This is a genomic window from Microbacterium testaceum (assembly GCF_020781835.1).
Taxonomy (GTDB): domain Bacteria; phylum Actinomycetota; class Actinomycetes; order Actinomycetales; family Microbacteriaceae; genus Microbacterium; species Microbacterium testaceum_H.
This window is the reverse complement of the sequence record NZ_JAJGNJ010000003.1, coordinates 207,150-226,603: the sequence shown is the minus strand read 5'-3', so window position 1 is coordinate 226,603 and position 19,454 is coordinate 207,150. Positions and strand designations below refer to the sequence as shown.

Sequence of the window (19,454 nt, the reverse complement as noted above, 5' to 3'; positions counted from 1 at the left end):
CGACGCTCCGGATGCCTCTTTTCGGCACGGACGGGGTGCGGGGGCTGGCCAACGGCCTCCTCACCGCCGAACTCGCGCTGCACCTGGCCCAGGCGACCGCGGTCGTCCTGGGCCAGGGCCGTTCGGCGGAGGCGCGCAAGGCCGAAGGCCGACGCCTCACCGCCGTCATCGCGCGCGACCCGCGGGTCTCGGGAGAGTTCCTCTCGGCCGCGGTCGCGGCGGGCCTCGCCTCGTCGGGTGTGGACGTGCTCGACGCGGGTGTGATCCCCACCCCGGCCACCGCGTTCCTGGTCGCCGATCGCGACGCCGACTTCGGCGTGATGGTCTCGGCCTCCCACAACCCCGCCCCCGACAACGGCATCAAGATCTTCGCCCGCGGCGGGACGAAGCTGCCCGACATCGTCGAGGAGCGCATCGAGCGCGCCCTCGAGGGGGATCGACTGCAGCCCACGGGCGCGGGTGTCGGCCGCATCCGTCGCTTCGCCGACGCCGAGGACCGGTACGTGGTGCACCTTCTCGGTTCGCTGCCGCACCGGCTGGATGGCATCCACGTCGTCCTGGACTGCGCCCACGGCGCAGCGGCCGGAGTCTCGCCCGAGACCTTCCGCGACGCCGGCGCGACCGTGACGGTGATCGGTGCCGACCCCGACGGTCTGAACATCAACGACGGCGTGGGATCGACCCACCTGGACGTCCTCTCCGAGGCCGTGGTGCGCCTCGGCGCCGACGTCGGCATCGCGCACGACGGGGACGCCGACCGGTGCCTCGCCGTGGACGCGCAGGGCAACGTCGTCGACGGCGACCAGATCATGGCGATCCTCGCCGTGGCGATGAAGGAACGCGGCGCCCTCGCGCACGACACCCTCGTCGCGACGGTCATGAGCAATCTGGGTCTGCATCGCGCGATGGCCGCGCACGGCATCCACGTCAGGCAGACGGCCGTCGGCGATCGCTACGTGCTCGAGGCGATGAACGAGGGCGGATACTCCCTCGGCGGTGAGCAGTCCGGCCACGTCATCATGAGCGAGTTCGCCACCACCGGCGACGGCCTGCTCACGGGCCTGCACATCGCTGCCGAGATGGCGCGGCAGAACAAGACGATGGCCGAGCTCGCGTCGATCATGACGGTGTACCCCCAGGTCCTGGTCAATGTCCGTGGCGTCGACCGGGAGCGCGTGTCCGACGAGGGCGTGCAGGAAGCCGTCCGAGCCGCCGAGACCGACCTCGGCGATTCGGGTCGTGTGCTGCTGCGCGCGTCGGGCACGGAGCCGCTCGTGCGCGTCATGGTCGAAGCCGCGTCCGAGGACGTCGCCCGCGCGCACGCCGAGCGCCTGTCCGAGGTCGTGCGGGAGCGCCTCGCCCTCTGACGCGGGGCTCCTTACTCCGCTTCACGCCACGCGAGTGTCCCGGACACGCCGCTCGCCTCCGGGCATCGACGGCGTGTCTGGGACACTCGCTGTTTCAGTACTCCAGCGACTCGATGTAGCGCAGCAGCACGCCCTCGCGCAGAGCCCAGGGCGAGACCTCGAGCTCGTCGACGTCCATCGCCTTCATGGCGCGCTCGACGACGATCGCCGCTGCGACGATCTGGAACGTCCGGTCCGCGGTGATCCCGGGCAGCGCCTCGCGCGCATCCGCCGGGATGCGGGCGAGGCGGGGGATCCAGTCCTTCAGCTCTCGGCGTGGCAGCACCATCCGCTCGATGCCCGACCATCCCGGCACCGGGTACCCGGCGAGCTTCGCGAGCGAGCGGATGGCCTTCGACGAGCCGATGACATGATCGGGTCGCGGGAGGGCGGCGAAACGCTCCGCGACGGGCGCGAGGACGGACGTCGCGTGCCGGCGCAGCGCCTCGATCTCGTCCTGGCTCGGCGGGTCGTGGGGGAGGAACCGAACGGTGGAGCGCCCGGCGCCCAGCGGCACGGATTCGGCCAGCTCCGGCAGTTCGTCGGCGCCGCCGGCGATCTCGAGCGACCCGCCGCCGATGTCGAACAGCAGGATCTGGCCCGCCGACCACCCGAACCACCGCCGCACGGCGAGGAACGTGAAGCGGGCCTCGGTCTCGCCGCCGAGCACCTGCAGGGGCTGGCCCAGCACCTCTTCGATCCGGGAGATGACCTCCTCGCCGTTGGTGGCCTCGCGGACCGCGGAGGTCGCGGTCGCGAGCAGTTCGTCGACGCCCTCGGCGCGCGCCTTCTCGCGCGCCTGGGTCACGGCATCCACCAGTCCCCGGACGCCCTCGTCCGATATCGCACCGTCCGGTTGCAGGTAGCGCATGAGACGCAGCACCGAGCGATGCGACGTCGTCGCTGTCGGTCGGCCGCCGGCGCGCGCGTTCGCGACCAGCAGGTGGACGGTGTTGGAACCGATGTCGAGTACCCCGAGTCGCACGCTCCGAGCGTAGTGCCGGCCCGCGGGTAGCATGAGCGGGTGTCCGCTGCCGAGACCGCCGCACCCGCGCCGTCGCTGAGTCCGTACCGCCAGATCGATCGCGCCGAGTGGGCCCGCCTGGCCGGCGGCATCGAGCAGCCTCTCACCGAGACCGAGGTCGTGCAGCTGCGCGGCATCGGCGATCGCCTGGACGTGCGCGAGGTGGCCGAGGTCTACCTGCCGCTCAGCCGGCTGCTCAGCCTCTATGCCCGCGCCACGCGCCGCCTCGGCGCCGACACGAGCGAGTTCCTGGGCGAACCGGATGCCACGACCCCGTTCGTCATCGGGGTCGCCGGATCCGTCGCGGTCGGCAAATCGACGATCGCGCGCCTGCTGCGCGAGCTGATGAGCCGCTGGCCCGACACCCCGCGCGTGGAGCTGGTGACCACCGACGGGTTCCTCTACCCGAACGCCGAGCTGGAGCGGCGGGGACTCATGGATCGCAAGGGTTTCCCCGAGTCCTACGATCGGCGGGCGCTCGTGGAGTTCCTCAGCGAGGTGAAGTCGGGCGCCGAAGAGGTGCGCGCCCCGTTCTACTCGCACGTGCGCTACGACATCATGCCCGACGCCCACGTCACCGTGCACCGGCCGGACGTCGTGATCGTCGAGGGGCTCAACGTGCTGCAGCCGCCGCCCACGCCCAACGACGTCGCCGTGAGCGACCTGTTCGACTTCTCCATCTACGTCGACGCCGACGCCGCGCACATCGAGCGCTGGTACGTCGATCGCTTCCTCGCGCTGCGCGACAACGCCTTCACCAACCCGACATCGTTCTTCCGCGTCTTCGCCGACATCAGCGACGAGGAAGCGGTGGAGCGCGCGCTCGGGTTCTGGCGCGACATCAACCTGCCCAACCTCGAGGAGAACGTGCTGCCGACGCGGCACCGGGCCAAGCTCGTGCTGCAGAAGGGCGCGGATCACACCGTCGAATCGGTGCTCCTGCGCAAGCTCTGACCTGCGCGGGCCCCGCCGGGATTCCCCAGGCACGGCCCCGTAGACTCGGAGGCTATGTGCGGAATCATCGGATACGTGGGTCCTCGGCAGAGCCAGGACATCCTCTTGTCGGGCCTGTCGCGGCTCGAATACCGGGGGTACGACTCCGCCGGCATCGCCGTGATCGACGGCGACGGGGGCCTCGGCATGCGCAAGCGCGCCGGCAAGCTCGCCGTGCTGCGTGAAGATCTGGCATCCACACCGCTGAACGACGGCACCACGGGAATCGGGCACACGCGCTGGGCGACCCACGGCGGCCCCACCGACGCCAACGCGCACCCGCACCTGGCCGACGACGACAAGCTCGCCGTCATCCACAACGGCATCATCGAGAACTTCGCCGAGCTCAAGAGCGAGCTGGTCGGCGAGGGCGTGACCTTCCGCAGCGAGACCGACACCGAGGTCGCCGCCGCGATGATCGGTCGGGAGTACGCCCGCACCCGCGACCTGGTGTCGGCCTTCCGTGCCGTCGTGTCGCGCCTCGAGGGCGCCTACACACTGCTCGCGATGCACAAGGACCACCCGGGCCTCGTCGTGGGTGCCCGCCGCAACTCGCCGCTGGTCATCGGCCTCGGCGAGGGCGAGAACTTCCTCGGCTCCGACGTCGCCGCCTTCGTCGAGCACACGCGCAAGGCTCTCGCGATCGGTCAGGACGAGATCGTCGCCATCACGCCCGAGGGCGTGGAGGTGACCGACTTCTCCGGCGCGCCGGTCGAGGTCGAGGCCTTCGAGGTCACGTGGGATGCGTCGGCCGCCGAGAAGGGCGGGTGGTCGTCGTTCATGGCCAAGGAGGTCTCGGAGGAGCCCGAGGCCGTCGCCAACACGCTCCGCGGCCGCATTCACGAGGGCCGGGTGGAGATCCCCGAGCTGGACGGCATGGACGACTTCCTCGCCGACATCGACCGCATCCTCGTCATCGCCTGCGGCACCGCCGCGTACGCGGGCATGGTGGGCAAGTACGCGCTCGAGACGTGGACGCGGGTCCCCGTCGACGTCGAGCTCGCGCACGAGTTCCGTTACCGCGACCCGGTGCTGTCGCCCCGCACGCTCGTGGTCTCGATCAGCCAGTCCGGCGAGACGATGGACACGCTCATGGCCGTGAAGTACGCACGATCGCGCGGCGCCAAGACACTGTCGATCTGCAACACCCAGGGCGCGACCATCCCGCGCGAGTCGGATGCCATCGTCTACACGCACGCCGGCCCCGAGGTCGCCGTCGCCTCGACGAAGGCGTTCGTCGGCCAGATCACCGCGCTCTACCTGCTCGCTCTGCACGTGGGGCGGGTGCGCGGGGCGGTCGACCCCGTCGTCGCCGTCGAGGCCGTGACCGAGCTCGAGGCCATCCCCGGCAAGATCGCACGCGTGCTGGAGACCGAGCAGAGCCGCATCGAGCAGCTCGCGCACTGGATGGCCGACACGCGATCGGTGCTGTTCCTCGGCCGTAACGTCGGCTACCCGATCGCGCTCGAGGGGGCCCTCAAGCTCAAGGAGCTCGCGTACATCCACGCCGAGGGCTTCGCCGCGGGCGAGCTCAAGCACGGTCCCATCGCCCTGATCGAGCCCGGCCAGCCCGTCTTCGTCGTCGTCCCGTCGCCGCGCGGCGCCGGCGAGATGCACAAGAAGGTCGTGTCGAACATCGAGGAGATCCGCGCCCGCGGCGCTCGGGTGATCGCGATCGCCGAGGAGGGCGACGTCGCCGTGCTCCCGGCCGCCGACGAGGTGCTGCGCATCCCGCTCGCCGCCCCGCTGTTCGAGCCGCTCCTGGCCGTCGTGCCCCTGCACATCTTCGCGATGGGGCTCGCCGAGGCGAAGGGCCTCGACGTCGACCAGCCCCGCAACCTCGCGAAGTCGGTGACCGTGGAGTGACACCCGCATTTTCTCGGGGCCGGATGCCAGTGGCATCCGGCCCCCTTCTTCGTCGTGGACGCACACAGAACTCCGGCATTCCCGCCGGGTGACGCCGCGACGGGGTCCAGGTGGTCGTTGACGCCGGAGTTGTGACGGCGCGTCGGCGGCGCCCGGGCGTCCGCGCAACTCCGGCTGTCGGCGCCACGTGGGGCGGTGATCGGGCAATACCGGTGAAGTTCGCCGGAGTTGTGCGTGTAGGGCCGCGCGGCCGGGAGACCGTCCGCACGGCAGAATGGACAGGATGCCAGGGAGGGAGGGCGCATGATCGTCGGAATCGGCGTCGACCTGGTCGACGTCCCCCGCTTCGAGCAGCAACTCGCCCGCACCCCGCGCCTGCTCGCGCGACTGTTCGCTCCCGCGGAGCGGCTGCTCAAGCCCCGGTCGCTGGCGGCGCGGTATGCCGCGAAAGAGGCGTTGATCAAGGCGCTCGGCGGCTCCGACGGCGTGTACTGGACCGACATCGAGGTGACGCCAGAACCCTCCGGGCGCCCGACGTTCACGCTGACCGGCGAGACAGCCGTGACGGTGTCGGCACGTGGGATCACCGCGCTGCACCTGTCGATGTCGCACGACGCGGCCCTCGCCACGGCCTACGTCATCGCCGAGGCCGGAGCGGGAGCACCGGAGCTCGGGACCGCGGCACCGACCCGAGAGGACACCGCATGAGGATGGCATCCGGAGTGCTGCGCGAAGCGCTGGTCGACGTCGACGCGATCGCCGAGAACGTCCGGCACCTGCGGCGGCTCACCGGCGTCGAGGTCATCGCGGTCGTGAAGGCCGAAGGCTACGGACACGGGGCGCATCGGGCGGCGGTCGCGGCGCTGCGCGGGGGAGCGACGCGCATCGGGGTGTCCGACGTCGACGAGGCGCTGGCGCTGCGGCGACGGGGGATCCGGGCGCCGCTGTTCGCGTGGCTGCACGCGCCCGGTGCGTCGTTCGTGGAGGCGGTGCGCGAGGACGTCGAGCTCGGCATCTCCGACATCGACCAGCTGCTGCGCGCCGGTGAGGCGGCCCAGGGCGATCGGCCGGCGGCCGTCCACCTCAAGATCGAGACGGGTCTGTCGCGCAACGGCATCGCCCCGGCCGACTGGCGCGTGGTGTTCTCCGAGGCCGCGCGCCTGGAACGGATCGGGCGCCTGCGGGTCGTCGGACTGTTCTCCCACTTGTCGAACACGAGCGAGGCCGACGATCGCGCGGCGCTGGCGAAGTTCGAGGAGGGCGTCGTGCTCGCGGCCGCCGCCGGGCTGAACCCGCCCCTGCGGCACATCGCCGCGACCCACGCCGCGATCGCCCTGCCCGAGGCCCGACTGAACTGCGTGCGCATCGGCATCGGGATCTACGGCATCTCCCCGCTCGTAGACCGCTCCTCGGCCGACCTGGGTCTGCGCCCCGCGATGACGCTGCGCGGCGCGGTCGCCGCGGTACGGCGTGTGCCCGCCGGAACCGGGGTGTCCTACGGCTACGCCTACCGCACCGAGACCGACACGACCCTGGCCCTGGTGCCGCTCGGGTACGCGGACGGCGTCCCCCGGCAGGCGTCGGGGCGCGGACCGGTGACGATCAACGGTCGTCGATTCACCGTGGCAGGGCGCATCGCGATGGACCAGTTCGTCGTCGACGTCGGCGACCACCCCGTATCCGTGGGCGACGAGGCCGTGCTGTTCGGCGACCCGACGCTGGGGGTGCCGGCGGCCAGGGACTGGGCGGATGCCGCGGACACCATCGACTACGAGATCGTCACGCGCATCGGTCCGCGGGTTCCGCGACGGGAGGTGGGCGCATGAGCGTCCCCGCGGAGCTGCTGGGCGAGCGCGAGATCGCCGGTCCCGTCGACATGGAAGAACTGGGCCGCGCCCTCGGCCGCGCGCTCGAACCGGGCGATGTCGTCGTGCTCACCGGTCCCCTCGGCGCCGGCAAGACGACCCTGACCCGCGGGATCGGCGAGGGTCTCGGCATCCGGGGTCCGGTCCAGAGCCCGACGTTCGTCATCGCGCGGACGCACCCGTCGCTCGTCGGCGGCGCGCCCCTGGTGCACGTGGATGCCTACCGACTCGGCGCCGCCGTCGAGCTCGACGATCTCGACATCGACGTCGAGCACTCCGTCGTGATCGTGGAGTGGGGGCGCGGCGTCGCCGACCACCTCGCCGACACCTGGTGGGAGGTCGAGATCTCGCGTCAGGTCGGCGGTCGCGGCGTCGACAACGCGTGCGGCGAGATCGCCGGCCACACCCTCGAGCTGGATGCCGACGCGCCCCGCACGGTGACCATCTCGCGTCGGCCCTGAGCGGGGCTCAGGTCGGCTGCAGACCGTGCCGCGGCGACGAACGCCGGTCGGGCTCGGCGGTCCAGACCTCGCGCAGGGCTCGCAGGGTCTCGTACGCCTGCTCGACGTGGGCGAAGTGCCCGCTGTCCTCGAGCACCGTCTCGCGGTAGCCGGGGATCCGGCGGCGGGCATCGCGCGGGTCCTGCCGACCGGCGAACACGTCGTGCCGTCCGCGGACGGCGCGCACCGGCGCCGTGATCCGTCGCCATGCCGCATCGTCGTGGGTCCGCGCTGCTCGGACCGCGGCGAGGAACGCCGCCGGCCGGATCTCCTCGGCCAGCGCGTCCGATACCCCGCGGCCGACGCGGTCCGGATGCCGGAACAGCGGGCGCGCGAGGAGGTGCAGTGCACCGATGAGGCGCAGCCCCCGCAGCAGCGGGCGCGCGACCGGGCCGAGGCCGCGCAGGACGGCCATCGCGGCGACCATGCCCGCGAAGGCGGGAAGTCTCACCGATCCGGACAGGGGACGGTCCAGGATCGCCCGTGCCGCGGCGCCGGTGGGCGAGACCAGTCCGACGGCCACGGTCTGGGCGGGGAAGCGCGCGGCGATGTCCAGGGCGATGACGGCACCGAGCGAATGGCCCACGACGCGCCAGCGGGGGTAGCCCAGCGCGCGGGCGACGGCGACGACGGCCTCGGCCGCGTCCGCGGGTGTCGGCACCGGGCCGGGCGACTCGCCCCAGCCGGGCAGGTCGACCGCGATGACGTCGTCGAGCGGGATGCCGAGCCGGTCGGCCGCGGTGAGCAGTGGCATCCACGTCCTCCACGACCCGGCGGCGCCGTGCAGCAGCACCGTGGCCACGGCACCGGTGGAGCGTCGTCCCGCGTGGGCGACCACCGGTCCCACGGCCGTGGGCACCACCAGCCGGCGCAACCGTCGTTCCATGCCCTGTGTTCGGAGCCGAGGCCTGGACCGGATGCCTGGTGAACGCCGGCAGGTCGTGGCCGCGCGGCCTCCGTCCCACTTCTTGCGGTCTGCCGAGGTCGCAGACAGCAAGAAAGGGGACATGCACCCGCCAGAAGTGGGACAGGGCACGGCAAGCCCACACCGAGGCGGCATCCGTGTCGTGCGCCCCGGATACCCTGGAACGGTGATCATCGGCATCGACACCTCCCTCGGCACCGCGGTGGCGGCGATCGCCCGCGACGGGGAAGTCCTCGCCGACGAGCAGAGCGCCGATCCGCTCGGGCACGCGGAGGTCATCGGCGATCTCCTCGCCCGCGCCATCCGGGTGGCATCCGCGCCGACGCACGTCGCGATCGGCATGGGGCCCGGGCCGTTCACGGGTCTGCGGGTCGGTATCGCCACGGCCCGCGCGTTCGCCCTCGGCCGCGGCATCCGGGCCGTCCCGGTGCCCAGCCACGACGGCATCGCCCTGGGCGTCCTGCTCGCCGACGCCCTCACCGACACCGAGACCCCGCGCTTCGCCGCCGTCACCGATGCCCGCCGCAAAGAGTTCGCCTACAGCGTCTACGAGGGTCTCGACGACGACGGTCTTCCCCTCCGGATCACGGATGCCGCGCTCAGCCCGCGCGACGACCTCGACGCCCGCCTCGCCGAGGCCGGGGCCGCGCGGTACGACGCCACGAGCGTGTCGGCGGCGATGATCGCCCTCGCGGCGGCGCGCGCGCTCGACGCGGGCCGCGTGCTCGCCGGCCCCGAGCCGCTCTACCTGCGCAGCCCCGACGTGGTCGCCGCGCACGCCCCCAAGCGGGTGAGCGCGTGAGCACCCGCGCCGCGACCCTCGACGACCTCGACGCGATCATGGCGCTCGAGCACACCTCGTTCCCGACCGACGCGTGGAGCCCCGCGATGATGCGCGAGGAGCTGGCGTCTCCGCACGGCTGGTACGTCGTCGTCGAAGAAGCGGGGCGCCTCGTCGGCTACGCGGGTCTGCGCGCCGTGCGGGGGGCGCGGGATGCCGACATCCAGACGATCACGATCGCCGAGACCGCGCGCGGACGCGGGCGCGGCCGTGCCCTGCTGACCGAGCTGCTCGAAGAGGCCGTGCGCCGTGGGGTGCACGAGGTCTTCCTCGAGGTGCGCGCCGACAACCCCGTCGCGCAGACGCTGTACGTCTCGGAGGGATTCGCCGAGGTCGGTCGCCGCCCGCGCTACTACCAACCCGACGACGTCGACGCGATCGTCATGCAGCTCGACCTGCGCGCGTGGGCCGCACGACGCACGCCCGACGACGCGACGGCGACCGGAAAGGGATGGTGCTGATGGACGCGCCCCTCGTGCTCGGCATCGAGACCAGCTGCGACGAGACCGGGATCGGGATCGTCCGCGGCCGGCAGCTGCTGAGCAACACGATCGCCTCCAGCATGGACGAGCACGCACGCTACGGCGGCGTCGTCCCCGAGGTCGCCGCACGCGCGCACCTCGAGGCGCTGCAGCCGTCGATCGACGCCGCGCTCGCCGAGGCCGGGGTGAGCCTCGGCGACCTCGACGCCGTGGCCGTGACCAGCGGTCCGGGACTCGCCGGCGCCCTGATGGTCGGCGTCGGCGCGGCGAAGGGGCTCGCGGTCGCCCTCGACAAGCCTCTGTACGCTGTGAACCATCTCGTCGGCCACATCGCCGCCGACATCCTCGACGCCGATGCCGGCGAACTGGAGTACCCCACGGTCGCCCTGCTCGTCAGCGGAGGGCACACGTCGCTGCTCCTCGTCCGCGACCTCACCAGCGACGTGGAGCTCCTCGGCGAGACGATGGACGACGCCGCGGGCGAGGCGTTCGACAAGGTCGCGCGCCTGCTGAAGCTGCCCTATCCCGGCGGCCCCGAGATCGATCGCGCCGCCGCCTCGGGCGATCCCGCCGCGATCCGCTTCCCCCGCGGGCTCTCCCGCGCCTCCGACATGGCATCCCACCGCTACGACTTCTCGTTCTCGGGCCTGAAGACGGCCGTCGCGCGCTGGGTCGAGCAGCACGAGGCGGCGGGGGAGCCGGTGCCGGTGGCCGATGTGGCGGCGTCGTTCCGCGAGGCCGTGGTCGACGTTCTGGTCACCAAGGCCCTCGACGCGTGCGAGCGGTACGGCGTTCCGCGACTGCTGCTGGGCGGAGGGGTCATCGCCAACAAGCGTCTGCGCGACGTGGCCCTCGAGCGCGCCGCCGCCGCGGGGGTCGCGGTGCGCATCCCTCCGCTGCGGCTGTGCACCGACAACGGCGCGATGATCGCCGCGCTCGCCGCGGAGCTGATCGCATCGGGCCGTCGCCCGTCGACCCTCGCCTTCGGCGCGGACTCCACCCTCCCGGTGACAGAGATCCAGGTAGCCGAGGATCCGGATGCCACGGCACCCGGCGGGCTCGTCGTCGGGGCCGCCTCGTGAGCGAGTCGCTCCCTCCGACGCGGCGCGCGCGCAAAGCAGGGGAGTCCCCGTTCGTAGCCGCGCCCTCGGCGGCGGAGCAGATCGCGGCGGGCGATGCGTTCGACGATCAGCGCCTTCCGACCGCGCAGCTGGAGCGTGCGGCCTTCGGCGAGCACGTTCTTCCCTGGAGTCCGCCGCGGCCGGTCGCGCCGCCCTCGGTCGCGCCGTGGGCGCTGGCCGCCGCGATCGCGGCGCTCATCGCGTCGCTGTTCGTCGGGGTCCTGCTGCCGCTCGGCGTCATCGCGATCGTCATGTCGATCATCTCGCTGCGACGTGCGCACGACAGCCGTCGCGTGGCGATCTGGGCGCTCGCCCTCGCGGTTGTGTCGGTGCTGTTCAGCATCGGCTGGCTGCTCTGGGCGCTGCCCCAGCTCTCGACGTTCTGACCGGCCTCACGCCACGCGGTCGGCGAGAAGGGCGATGCGGCGGCCGGCGACCCGCGTGATCAGCAGGGTCGCGGACTCGTCGCCGCGCAGCGAGAGACGCGTCCGCAGTGCGGCGGGGTCGACGTCCACCCCGCGCTTCTTGATCTCCAGCGTCCCGATGTCGCGCTCGCGCAGGGCGCGGGACAGCTTCTTCGTGTCGGTGGGCAGCTCCTCGCGTATGCGGAACGACGACACGAAGGGGCTCGTCAGGGCGGCATCCGATGTGAGGTAGGCGATCCCGGGTGCCAGCATGCCGGCCTCGAGCGATCGCGCGACCTCGCCGATGAGCCGAGCGCGGATGACGGCTCCGTCGGGCTCGTGCACGAAGGCGCCGAGTTCGCGGGGCTCGGCGTCGGGAGCGTCGGCGGGCGCGGTCAGCTCCCAGGCCTCATCGCCTCGCACGACCAGGGCCGCGCGCCCGACGCCGTCGCGGGCGAGGCTCCCCGACCACAGGACGAGTTCGATCGTGGACCCGTCGGCGCTGATCCACTGCGCTTCGACACCCTCCGGGATCGCGGCGCGGTCGAAGGCCGGCCCGAGCTTCACACCGCCGGGCAGACGCTCCAGCAGCGAGAACACCCAGTCCAGGGGAGGCGACCACTGTTCGGCCGCGACCCGGCGCGTCTCCCCGTGTCCCGCCGTCCGGCGCGCGGGGTCGAGCCACACCGCATCCACATCGTCGAGGTCGGTATCCTGCGCTCGGCCGTGGGCCACGGTGACGGCGTCGCCGAAGGGGGCGAGGTTGTAGGCGGCGATCGCGGCCGTCACCTCGTCGGCATCCACGGCCCGCACCCGGATGCCGAGCCCGGCCAGGCCCAGAGCGTCCCCGCCGATCCCGCACCCGAGGTCCGCCACGGTGCGCAGGCCCGCCGCGCGGAAGCGGCCGGCGTGGCGCGCCGCGATGGACAGCCGCGTCGCCTGCTCGAGCCCGGCGCGGGTGAACAGCATGCGGTCGGCGAAGGGGCCGAACTTCGCGCCTGCGCGGACACGGAGTCTCGCCTGGCCTACGACGGCGGCCACCAGGTCGGGGGAGTGGCCGGCGGACCGGAGGCGGGAGACGGCGCGCGCGACGTCGTCGGTGGTGGCGAGGCCGCCCACGTCGTCGAGCAGCGTCAACCCCTCGGGCGTGAGCAGCGCGGTCAGCTCGGCGATCTCCACCCGGCCAGCCTAGGTGTCGAATGTATTGGCACTCGCGTTGCGTGAGTGCCAGCACTTCTCTACACTCGGATTAGCACTCTCCTGGTGTGGGTGCTAACGAGTCTTCTGTAACGAGAAAGAAGAGGTAGACCGTGTCGGTTTCCATCAAGCCGCTCGAGGACCGCATCGTCATCAAGCAGGTCGAGGCTGAGCAGACCACCGCGAGTGGTCTCGTCATCCCCGACACCGCCAAGGAGAAGCCGCAGGAGGGCGAGGTCGTCGCCGTCGGACCCGGCCGCATCGACGACAACGGCAACCGTGTCCCCCTCGACGTCGCCGTCGGCGACCGCGTGCTGTACAGCAAGTACGGCGGCACCGAGGTCAAGTTCGGCGCCGACGAGTACCTCGTGCTCTCGGCCCGCGACGTCCTCGCGGTGGTCGTGCGCTGATCGCACTGCGATTTCCTCGGAACCCCGGATGCCTCGGCATCCGGGGTTCCGCCCTTTTCCGGCTGTCTTACGCGCTGTGACCTGCGACGCGTGGCGGTGAACACGGCGCGAATACGCTGACCCGATGACCGCGAATCTGGCCGCGCGCCTGAGGAACGTCCTGCCCGCCGCCCGTCTCATCGATGATCCCGCCCTCGTCGCAGCCCAGGCGACCGACGCCTCCCGTCGTCCTGCCCCGCGCGCAGCACTGGTCGTGCGACCGCGCAACGCCGAAGAGGTCTCGGCCGTCCTGCGGGTCGCACATGCCACGACGACCCCGGTCGTGCCGCAGGGAGCACGCACGGGACTCGTCGGCGCCGCGGCCGCGATCGAGGGGTGCATCCTGCTCGACCTGTCGGAGATGGACGCCATCCTCGACATCGACGCCGCCGAGGGCACTGCGGTCGTCCAGCCGGGGGTCGTCGTCGCCGATCTGCAACGTGCGGCGCGAGCCCGCGGACTCTTCTACGCGCCCGACCCGGCATCGGCCGAATGGGCGACGGTGGGGGGAACCATCGCCACGAACGCCGGCGGGATGCGCTGCATCCGCTACGGCGTGACCGGGGACGCGGTGCTGTCGCTGCAGATCGTCTTGGCGGACGGCTCGATCGAGCGCACGCGCCCCGCGACCGTGAAGGGAGTCGCCGGCCTGGATCTGACGAGCCTCGTCGTGGGTTCGGAGGGCACACTCGCCGTGGTGACCGAGGCGACCCTCCGGTTGCTCCCCGCTCCCGGCCCGGCGCGCGGAGTGGTGGGATTGTTCCCCTCGACGGGTGCGGCGCTGGCCGCCGCGGCCGAGGTCACGATCGGCGAGCGCCTGCCCGCGACGCTGGAGTTCCTGGACGACACCGCTCTGCGCGGCATCCGTCTCGTGCGTCCTGACCTGGATCTCGACCCGTCGGCGCGATCGTGGCTTCTCGCCGTCACGGATGCCAGGGAGGGGGCCGGTCGCGATCTGGATCGTTTCTCCGACGCGTTCACGGCGCACGGCGCCCTCTCGGTCGATCGAGCCGAAGACGAAGAGCAGCTGGACCGGCTCCTGGCCGCCCGTCGCGCTCTCAACCCCGGGTTGCTCGCGCTGCGAGGGGATGCCACCCACGGCGACCTCGCGGTGCCGCGGTCCCGTCTGACGGTGTTCGCCGAGGAGGCCGAGCGCATCGCGCGGGAGTCGGGTGTCGAGATCAGCCTCGCGGGGCACGTCGGCGACGGGAATCTGCACCCCACCGTGGTCTATGACGGCGCCGACCCCGTCGAAACCGAAAAGGCGCATCGGGCCGCCGCCGACCTCCTGCGACTGGCGCAGCATCTCGGCGGCACCGTCGCGGGCGAGCACGGCATCGGCACCCTCAAGCTCGGCGACCTGGACGGGGAGCTCTCCCGCCGCCTGCGGGGTCTGCAGCGCGAGATCAAGCGCGTGTTCGATCCCCGCGGCATCCTGAACCCGGGGCGGAAGCTCTAGCCCGTCGAGCCCGCGCCGGAGGCGAACGCCGCGAGGCGATCGATCAGCTCGTGCAGCGTCGCGTCGTCCACGACGAGCCCGAGGCGCACGTGCCCGCGCCCGCGCTCGCCGAAGCCGTCTCCCGGAGCGATCGCCACCCGCGCCTCCTCCCGCAGACGCCGGGCGAACTCCACCGCGTCCGTACCCTCGGGAAGGCGCACCCAGACGAAGAACGTTCCGCGCGGCTCGATGACGTCCCAGCCGATGCCGCGCAGGCCCGCGACGACGAGGTCGCGCCGCCGCCGATAGACCTCCACGAGATCTGCGGCCGCACGCTGGTCGCCTCGCAGCGCCTCGGCGGCCGCCTCCTGCGTGGCACCGAACATCGTGCTGAAGGCGTGCGCCTGGTAGCGACGCATGGCGGAGATCAGCGACGCGTTGCCTGCGGCGAAGCCGACGCGCCATCCTGCCATGCTGTACGTCTTCGACAGCGTCTGCACCTCGACGGTCCGTCCGTCCGGGTCATCGACCGCGAGCGCCGACAGCGGGCGCTCGCCGAAGCCCAGCGAGGCGTAGGCGAAGTCGTGCACGAGGGCCGCGCCGACCCGCTCGACGAAGGCGATCGCGGCCGTGAAGGTCGCCGGAGTGGCCAGCGCCCCGGTGGGGTTGTTCGGGTAGTTCAGCAGCAGGAGGCGCGCACGGTCCACGTGGTCCAGCGCGGCGAAGTCGGGCTGATGGTCGGGCTCGGTGAGGGGGAGGGTCTCCGCCCGCGCCTGCGCGAGGTCGACCGCCGACGTGTAGAGCGGGTACCCCGGGTCGGGGAGGACCACGGTCGCGCCGGGGTCGGCGAGACCCAGGACCGCGGCCATGAGCGCTTCGTGGGAGCCGTGGAAGATCCCCACCTGCGTATCGGGGTCCAGCTCCACGCCATGGTCCTCGCGGTATCGCCGTGCCACGCCCTCGCGCAGCGACCGACGCCCGGCGTACGAGGGGTAGCGGTGGTTGACGGGATCGTCGACGAAGCCCTGCATGGCGCGCACGATGTGCTCCGGCGTCGGCAGGTCGGGGTTGCCCTTGGAGACGTCGATGAACCGCGGCCCGGGCAGCGCCGCGAGCCGGGCGTTCTCGGCATCCATCGCTCCCCAGAAATTCGGCGGCAGGGCAGCGACGCGAGCGGCGGGGGCGAAGTCGACCACGGTCACCGCCTCCGGAACCGACGCGCGAGCGTCGACCCGATCGCCTGGATGCCTTGGACGAGCACGATCAGCGTGACGCACGTGATCACCATCGCGAACCCGTCGTACCGCTGGTAGCCGTAGGACAGCGCGAGGTCTCCGATGCCTCCCGCGCCCACGGTCCCCGCCATCGCGGTGGCGTCGACGAGTCCGACGGTGGCGATGGTGAGGGCGAGGATCAGTGAGCCTCGCGCCTCCGGCAGGAGGAACCGCCAGAAGATCTGCAGCGGGGACGCCCCCATCGAGCGTGCCGCCTCCACGACTCCGGCCGGGACCTCGAGGAGGGAGTTCTCGACCAGGCGACCGATGTACGGCGCGATCATCACCGTCAGGGGGACGATCGCCGCCCAGACGCCGATGCTCGTCCCGACGAGCAGCCGGGTGAAGGGCAGGATCGCCACGAGCAGGATGATGAAGGGCAGCGAGCGGGTGAGGTTGACCACCGCGCCCAGGATGAGGTTCACCGGTGTGCTCTGCAGCACGCCGCCCCGGCGGGTGAGGGCGAGGACCGCGCCCAGCACGATGCCGAGGAGCGACCCCAGGACGAGGGAGACCCCCAGCATCTGAAGCGTCTCGCCGAGGGCGCGCAGATAGATCTCGGGGGTGACCAGGGTCCACTTGTCGCCGTTCACGCCACGACCTCCTCGAGTTCGACGACCCGCTCGGAGAGATAGCGGTGCGCCTCGTGCACCTTCTCCGGGCTGCCGGTGACCTTGACGATGAGTTCGCCGACCGTGTGGTCCTGGATCTGGGTCATGTCGGCGTGGAGCATGTTCACGTCGACCCCGACATCGCGGATCAGGCCGGTGATGAGGGGCTGTTCCACCTCGGCATCCAACAGGAGCATGCGCCACAGACCTTCGCCGCCGAGTTGGTCGACGACCCGGCGGGGCAGGCCCCGCGGCACGATGGTGTCGACGAAATCGCGGGTGGCGGCGGCGCGCGGCCGGATGAAGGTGTCGAGCACGCTGCCGTGCTCCACGACCTCGCCCTCGGCCATCACCGCCACCCGGTGGGTGAGGTCCTTGATGACATCCATCTCGTGCGTGACGACGAGGATCGTCGTGCCGTACTCCCGGTTGATCCTGCGCAGCAGGTCGAGGATCTGGGCGGTGGTGGCGGGATCGAGCGCGCTCGTCGACTCGTCCGAGAGCAGGATCTTGGGGTTGCGGGCCAGCGCGCGCGCGATACCGACGCGCTGCTTCTGGCCGCCCGAAAGATCCCCGGGATGGCTCGCGGCCTTCTCGCTCAGCCCGACGAAGTCGAGCACCTCGTCGGCGCGTCGGCGGGCGTCGGCGGGGGAGACGCCGTCGAGCCGCAGCGGGAGGGCGACGTTGTCCCGTGCCGAGAGGGTCTCCAGCAGGTTGAACTGCTGGAAGATCATGCCGGTGTTCTTCTGCGCGGCGCGGAGCGCACCCCCGCGGAGCGACGAGATGTCGACGTCATCGACGAGGACGCGCCCCGATGTGGGCTTCTCCAGACCGTTCACCGTGCGGATGAGCGTGGACTTCCCGGCACCGCTGTAGCCGATCACGCCGAAGATCGTCCCGGGGGCGACCTCGAGCGAGACATCCCGGAGGGCCGTCGTGGTGACGGCGCCCCGGGTGTAGCTCTTGGTCACCGCGTCGAAGACGATGCCTCCGCCCGCGGCGCCGCTCACTCGAACCAGGCCGGGAGCTGGTAGCCGGAGTATTGCGGGTTCGACGTGACGTAGTCGATGAACTCCTGCGACTCGTAAGCGGCCTTGATCGCCTGAGCCCACGGGGTCTCGACATCGGCCGCGCGCACGGCGACGACGTTCGAGAAGCGCTCGGGCTGGTCCTCGACGGCGAGGGCGTCGTCGTAGTCGAGACCGCCGGAGACGATGAAGTTGCCCTGGATGGTGGCGTAGTCCACGTCCTGCAGAGCCGGAACCTGCTGCGCGTTCTCGATCGGGGTGATGTTCAGGTTCTTCGGGTTGGACGTGATGATCGACAGATCGGCGGTGTTGGGGTCGTCGACGTCGTCGAAGTCGATCCAGCCGACCTCGCGCAGGATCAGCAGCCCGCGGTACAGGTTCGACGGAGAGTTCGGGACGGTCACGGTCGACCCCTCGGCGACGTCGTCGAGAGAGCTCTTCTTCCCACCGAACAGACCCATGCGCGGCGTCGGGATCTGCACGAGGGCGGCGTTGTCGATCCCCTCCTGGGCGTTGACGAAATCGAGGTAGACGGGGTGCTGCATGATGTTCGCGTCGATCTCGCCCGAGTCCACGGCCACGTTCACGACGATCCCGTCGGTGAAGTCCACGGGTTCGACGGTGTAGCCCTCCGCCTCCAGGAGCGGTTGGATGCCGCCCTCGAACATCTCCTGGTACGGACCGGGGTTGAAACCGATCTTCAGTGCGGTCTTGTCGACGGACGCCTCGGAGGAGGACGGCGCGGACGAAGCGCCGCACGCGGTCAGGCTCACGGCGAGCAGGGTCGCGGTCAGGGCGGCCGCGGCGGTACGGGCGATACTCATGGGTTCTCCGTGATTCGGATGGTGCAGGGACGGTGCTGCGCTTACGGCGCAGGAATCGGGGCACGTCGATGCGGGACGACTCCGGTGACGCTAGCCACCGCCGGAGAGGGGCCGCGAGACGCGGCGTCACACGAGGCAACAGTCCGCCCGTCGTCGCTGTCGGCGCGCGGTGTCGACCACGGTCGCGAGAGGGGCCGCTCTATGGCGTGGAATGCGCGAGGTCCGGCAGAAGCACGAAGCCTCGCGCGCCTAGGCTGAAGAGGTGAACCCCGCTCCGCCGCCTGCTTCGGGAGTCTTCCGCGGCGGCCTCTTCGCGCTCAGTGCCTACCTCCTGTGGGGTGTGCTGCCGCTGTACTTCCTGCAACTGGCGCCCACCGGTCCGTGGGAGATCGTGGCATGGCGCATCACGCTGTCGTTCGTGTTCTGTCTGCTGCTTCTGACCGTGCTGCGGGCGTGGCGACCCTTCCTGGCGATCGTGCGACAGCCGCGCCTGCTCGGCCTGACGGCGGCGGCCGGCGTGCTGATCTACATCAACTGGCAGACGTATGTCTACGGTGCGCTGAACGATCGCGTGATCGAGACCAGCCTCGGGTACTTCATCAACCCCATCGTCACGGTGCTCCTCTGGGTGACGGTCTTGCGTGAACGGCTGCGTCCGGTGCAGTGGATCGCGATCGGGCTGTCCGTGGCAGCGGTGCTCGTGATCGTGGTGGGGTACGGCAGCTTCCCCTGGATCGCACTGACCCTCGCCGTCTCGTTCGGTGTCTACGGCCTGGTGAAGAAGCAGATCGGACCCTCGGTGGATGCCGTCAGCGGGCTGACGCTCGAATCCCTCTGGCTGCTGCCCGTTGCGGTGGTGCAGCTCGTCGTCGTCGGTGCGACGGCCGGCCTCACGATGGGGAGCAACGGATTCCTCCACACGGTTCTGCTCGTCTCGGCCGGCGCGGTGACCGCCGTGCCGCTGCTGCTGTTCGCCGCGGGAGCGCGACGCGCTCCTCTCACCGTCATGGGGCTGATCCAGTTCGTCGCGCCGATCATCCAGTTCGCGATCGGGGTGTGGGTGCTCCACGAGCCGATGACACCCGAACGCTGGATCGGATTCGGCCTCGTCTGGCTCGCGCTGACCGTGCTGAGCGTGGATTCGCTGCTCGCCGCACGCCGCCGCCGCGCCGTCATATCGGATGTCGCCGAGCCCGTCTAGAGAGC

General features: G+C 71.5%; 20 protein-coding genes. 13 read left to right on the top strand and 7 right to left on the bottom strand.

From position 1 onward, the window contains the following. Nucleotides 1–11 precede the first annotated feature (11 nt). Entirely contained in the window at nucleotides 12–1,367 is a 1,356-nt protein-coding gene (gene glmM / locus LL239_RS05905; protein WP_228162527.1) for a phosphoglucosamine mutase, read from the top strand. A gap of 94 nt (nucleotides 1,368–1,461) precedes the next feature. On the opposite strand, the gene LL239_RS05900 is transcribed toward glmM, so the two are convergent. Continuing rightward, on the bottom strand, nucleotides 1,462–2,391 hold the full coding sequence (locus LL239_RS05900; protein ID WP_228162526.1) for a Ppx/GppA phosphatase family protein: 930 nt from the start codon (nucleotides 2,389–2,391) through the stop codon (nucleotides 1,462–1,464). Nucleotides 2,392–2,430: 39 nt separating this feature from the next. Here LL239_RS05900 and coaA point away from each other — a divergent pair, with 39 nt between their 5' ends. The 5 genes from coaA (at nucleotide 2,431) to tsaE (ending at nucleotide 7,615) form a co-directional block, all read left to right on the top strand. After that, nucleotides 2,431–3,384, top strand: coding sequence for a type I pantothenate kinase (gene coaA, locus LL239_RS05895; RefSeq protein ID WP_228162525.1), 954 nt, complete (start codon nucleotides 2,431–2,433; stop codon nucleotides 3,382–3,384). A gap of 54 nt (nucleotides 3,385–3,438) precedes the next feature. Further along, nucleotides 3,439–5,289 carry a glutamine--fructose-6-phosphate transaminase (isomerizing) gene (gene glmS / locus LL239_RS05890; RefSeq protein WP_228162524.1) on the top strand — a complete coding sequence of 617 codons (1,851 nt, stop codon included), beginning with the start codon at nucleotides 3,439–3,441 and terminating at the stop codon, nucleotides 5,287–5,289. A 303-nt stretch (nucleotides 5,290–5,592) separates the two neighbouring features. Then, complete coding sequence (locus LL239_RS05885; RefSeq protein ID WP_228162523.1) at nucleotides 5,593–5,997, top strand: holo-ACP synthase; 405 nt, start codon at nucleotides 5,593–5,595, stop codon at nucleotides 5,995–5,997. Beyond that, entirely contained in the window at nucleotides 5,994–7,115 is a 1,122-nt protein-coding gene (alr, locus tag LL239_RS05880) for an alanine racemase (protein ID WP_228162522.1), read from the top strand. Before LL239_RS05885 ends, alr begins: the two co-directional genes overlap by 4 nt. Continuing rightward, nucleotides 7,112–7,615, top strand: a complete 504-nt coding sequence (gene tsaE, locus LL239_RS05875; protein WP_228162521.1) for a tRNA (adenosine(37)-N6)-threonylcarbamoyltransferase complex ATPase subunit type 1 TsaE — start codon at nucleotides 7,112–7,114, stop codon at nucleotides 7,613–7,615. The genes alr and tsaE overlap by 4 nt, the downstream gene beginning before the upstream one ends. Nucleotides 7,616–7,622: 7 nt before the next feature. Here tsaE and LL239_RS05870 read toward each other — a convergent pair whose 3' ends face one another. After that, the gene (locus tag LL239_RS05870; protein WP_228162520.1) at nucleotides 7,623–8,540 is read right to left on the bottom strand and encodes an alpha/beta fold hydrolase; all 918 of its coding nucleotides are present in this window, start codon (nucleotides 8,538–8,540) and stop codon (nucleotides 7,623–7,625) included. A gap of 205 nt (nucleotides 8,541–8,745) precedes the next feature. Between LL239_RS05870 and tsaB the strand changes: the two genes are divergently transcribed. Genes tsaB through LL239_RS05850 form a run of 4 tightly spaced genes read left to right on the top strand, consistent with a single transcriptional unit; the run spans nucleotide 8,746 to nucleotide 11,409 of the window. After that, nucleotides 8,746–9,381 (top strand): tRNA (adenosine(37)-N6)-threonylcarbamoyltransferase complex dimerization subunit type 1 TsaB, encoded by a 636-nt coding sequence (tsaB, locus tag LL239_RS05865; protein WP_228162519.1) that lies wholly within the window; start codon nucleotides 8,746–8,748, stop codon nucleotides 9,379–9,381. Further along, entirely contained in the window at nucleotides 9,378–9,881 is a 504-nt protein-coding gene (rimI, locus tag LL239_RS05860; RefSeq protein WP_228162518.1) for a ribosomal protein S18-alanine N-acetyltransferase, read from the top strand. Before tsaB ends, rimI begins: the two co-directional genes overlap by 4 nt. Then, nucleotides 9,881–10,984 carry a tRNA (adenosine(37)-N6)-threonylcarbamoyltransferase complex transferase subunit TsaD gene (gene tsaD / locus LL239_RS05855; protein WP_228162517.1) on the top strand — a complete coding sequence of 368 codons (1,104 nt, stop codon included), beginning with the start codon at nucleotides 9,881–9,883 and terminating at the stop codon, nucleotides 10,982–10,984. The genes rimI and tsaD overlap by 1 nt, the downstream gene beginning before the upstream one ends. Next, nucleotides 10,981–11,409, top strand: a complete 429-nt coding sequence (locus tag LL239_RS05850; RefSeq protein WP_228162516.1) for a hypothetical protein — start codon at nucleotides 10,981–10,983, stop codon at nucleotides 11,407–11,409. The genes tsaD and LL239_RS05850 overlap by 4 nt, the downstream gene beginning before the upstream one ends. A 6-nt stretch (nucleotides 11,410–11,415) precedes the next feature. On the opposite strand, the gene LL239_RS05845 is transcribed toward LL239_RS05850, so the two are convergent. After that, entirely contained in the window at nucleotides 11,416–12,606 is a 1,191-nt protein-coding gene (locus LL239_RS05845) for a class I SAM-dependent methyltransferase (protein ID WP_228162515.1), read from the bottom strand. Between the two features lie 131 nt (nucleotides 12,607–12,737). Between LL239_RS05845 and groES the strand changes: the two genes are divergently transcribed. Next, nucleotides 12,738–13,034 (top strand): co-chaperone GroES, encoded by a 297-nt coding sequence (groES, locus tag LL239_RS05840; RefSeq protein WP_039394204.1) that lies wholly within the window; start codon nucleotides 12,738–12,740, stop codon nucleotides 13,032–13,034. Between the two features lie 124 nt (nucleotides 13,035–13,158). Beyond that, the gene (locus LL239_RS05835) at nucleotides 13,159–14,532 is read left to right on the top strand and encodes an FAD-binding oxidoreductase (RefSeq protein ID WP_228162514.1); all 1,374 of its coding nucleotides are present in this window, start codon (nucleotides 13,159–13,161) and stop codon (nucleotides 14,530–14,532) included. Here LL239_RS05835 and LL239_RS05830 read toward each other — a convergent pair. The 4 genes from LL239_RS05830 to LL239_RS05815 are packed head-to-tail and all read right to left on the bottom strand — an operon-like array spanning nucleotide 14,529 to nucleotide 18,248. Then, on the bottom strand, nucleotides 14,529–15,707 hold the full coding sequence (locus tag LL239_RS05830) for an aminotransferase class I/II-fold pyridoxal phosphate-dependent enzyme (protein WP_228162513.1): 1,179 nt from the start codon (nucleotides 15,705–15,707) through the stop codon (nucleotides 14,529–14,531). The two genes, LL239_RS05835 and LL239_RS05830, sit on opposite strands and share 4 nt — an antisense overlap. Before the next feature lie 2 nt (nucleotides 15,708–15,709). Continuing rightward, a complete protein-coding gene (locus LL239_RS05825) occupies nucleotides 15,710–16,378 on the bottom strand; it encodes a methionine ABC transporter permease (protein ID WP_228162512.1) in 669 nt (222 codons plus the stop codon). Continuing rightward, nucleotides 16,375–17,406: a methionine ABC transporter ATP-binding protein gene (locus LL239_RS05820; RefSeq protein ID WP_228162511.1), complete on the bottom strand. Its 1,032-nt coding sequence runs from the start codon at nucleotides 17,404–17,406 to the stop codon at nucleotides 16,375–16,377. Before LL239_RS05820 ends, LL239_RS05825 begins: the two co-directional genes overlap by 4 nt. Continuing rightward, a complete protein-coding gene (locus LL239_RS05815) occupies nucleotides 17,403–18,248 on the bottom strand; it encodes a MetQ/NlpA family ABC transporter substrate-binding protein (RefSeq protein ID WP_228162510.1) in 846 nt (281 codons plus the stop codon). Before LL239_RS05815 ends, LL239_RS05820 begins: the two co-directional genes overlap by 4 nt. Nucleotides 18,249–18,510: 262 nt before the next feature. On the opposite strand from LL239_RS05815, the gene rarD reads away from it, so the two are divergent. Beyond that, nucleotides 18,511–19,449 carry an EamA family transporter RarD gene (gene rarD, locus LL239_RS05810; protein WP_228162509.1) on the top strand — a complete coding sequence of 313 codons (939 nt, stop codon included), beginning with the start codon at nucleotides 18,511–18,513 and terminating at the stop codon, nucleotides 19,447–19,449. Nucleotides 19,450–19,454: the final 5 nt, after the last annotated feature.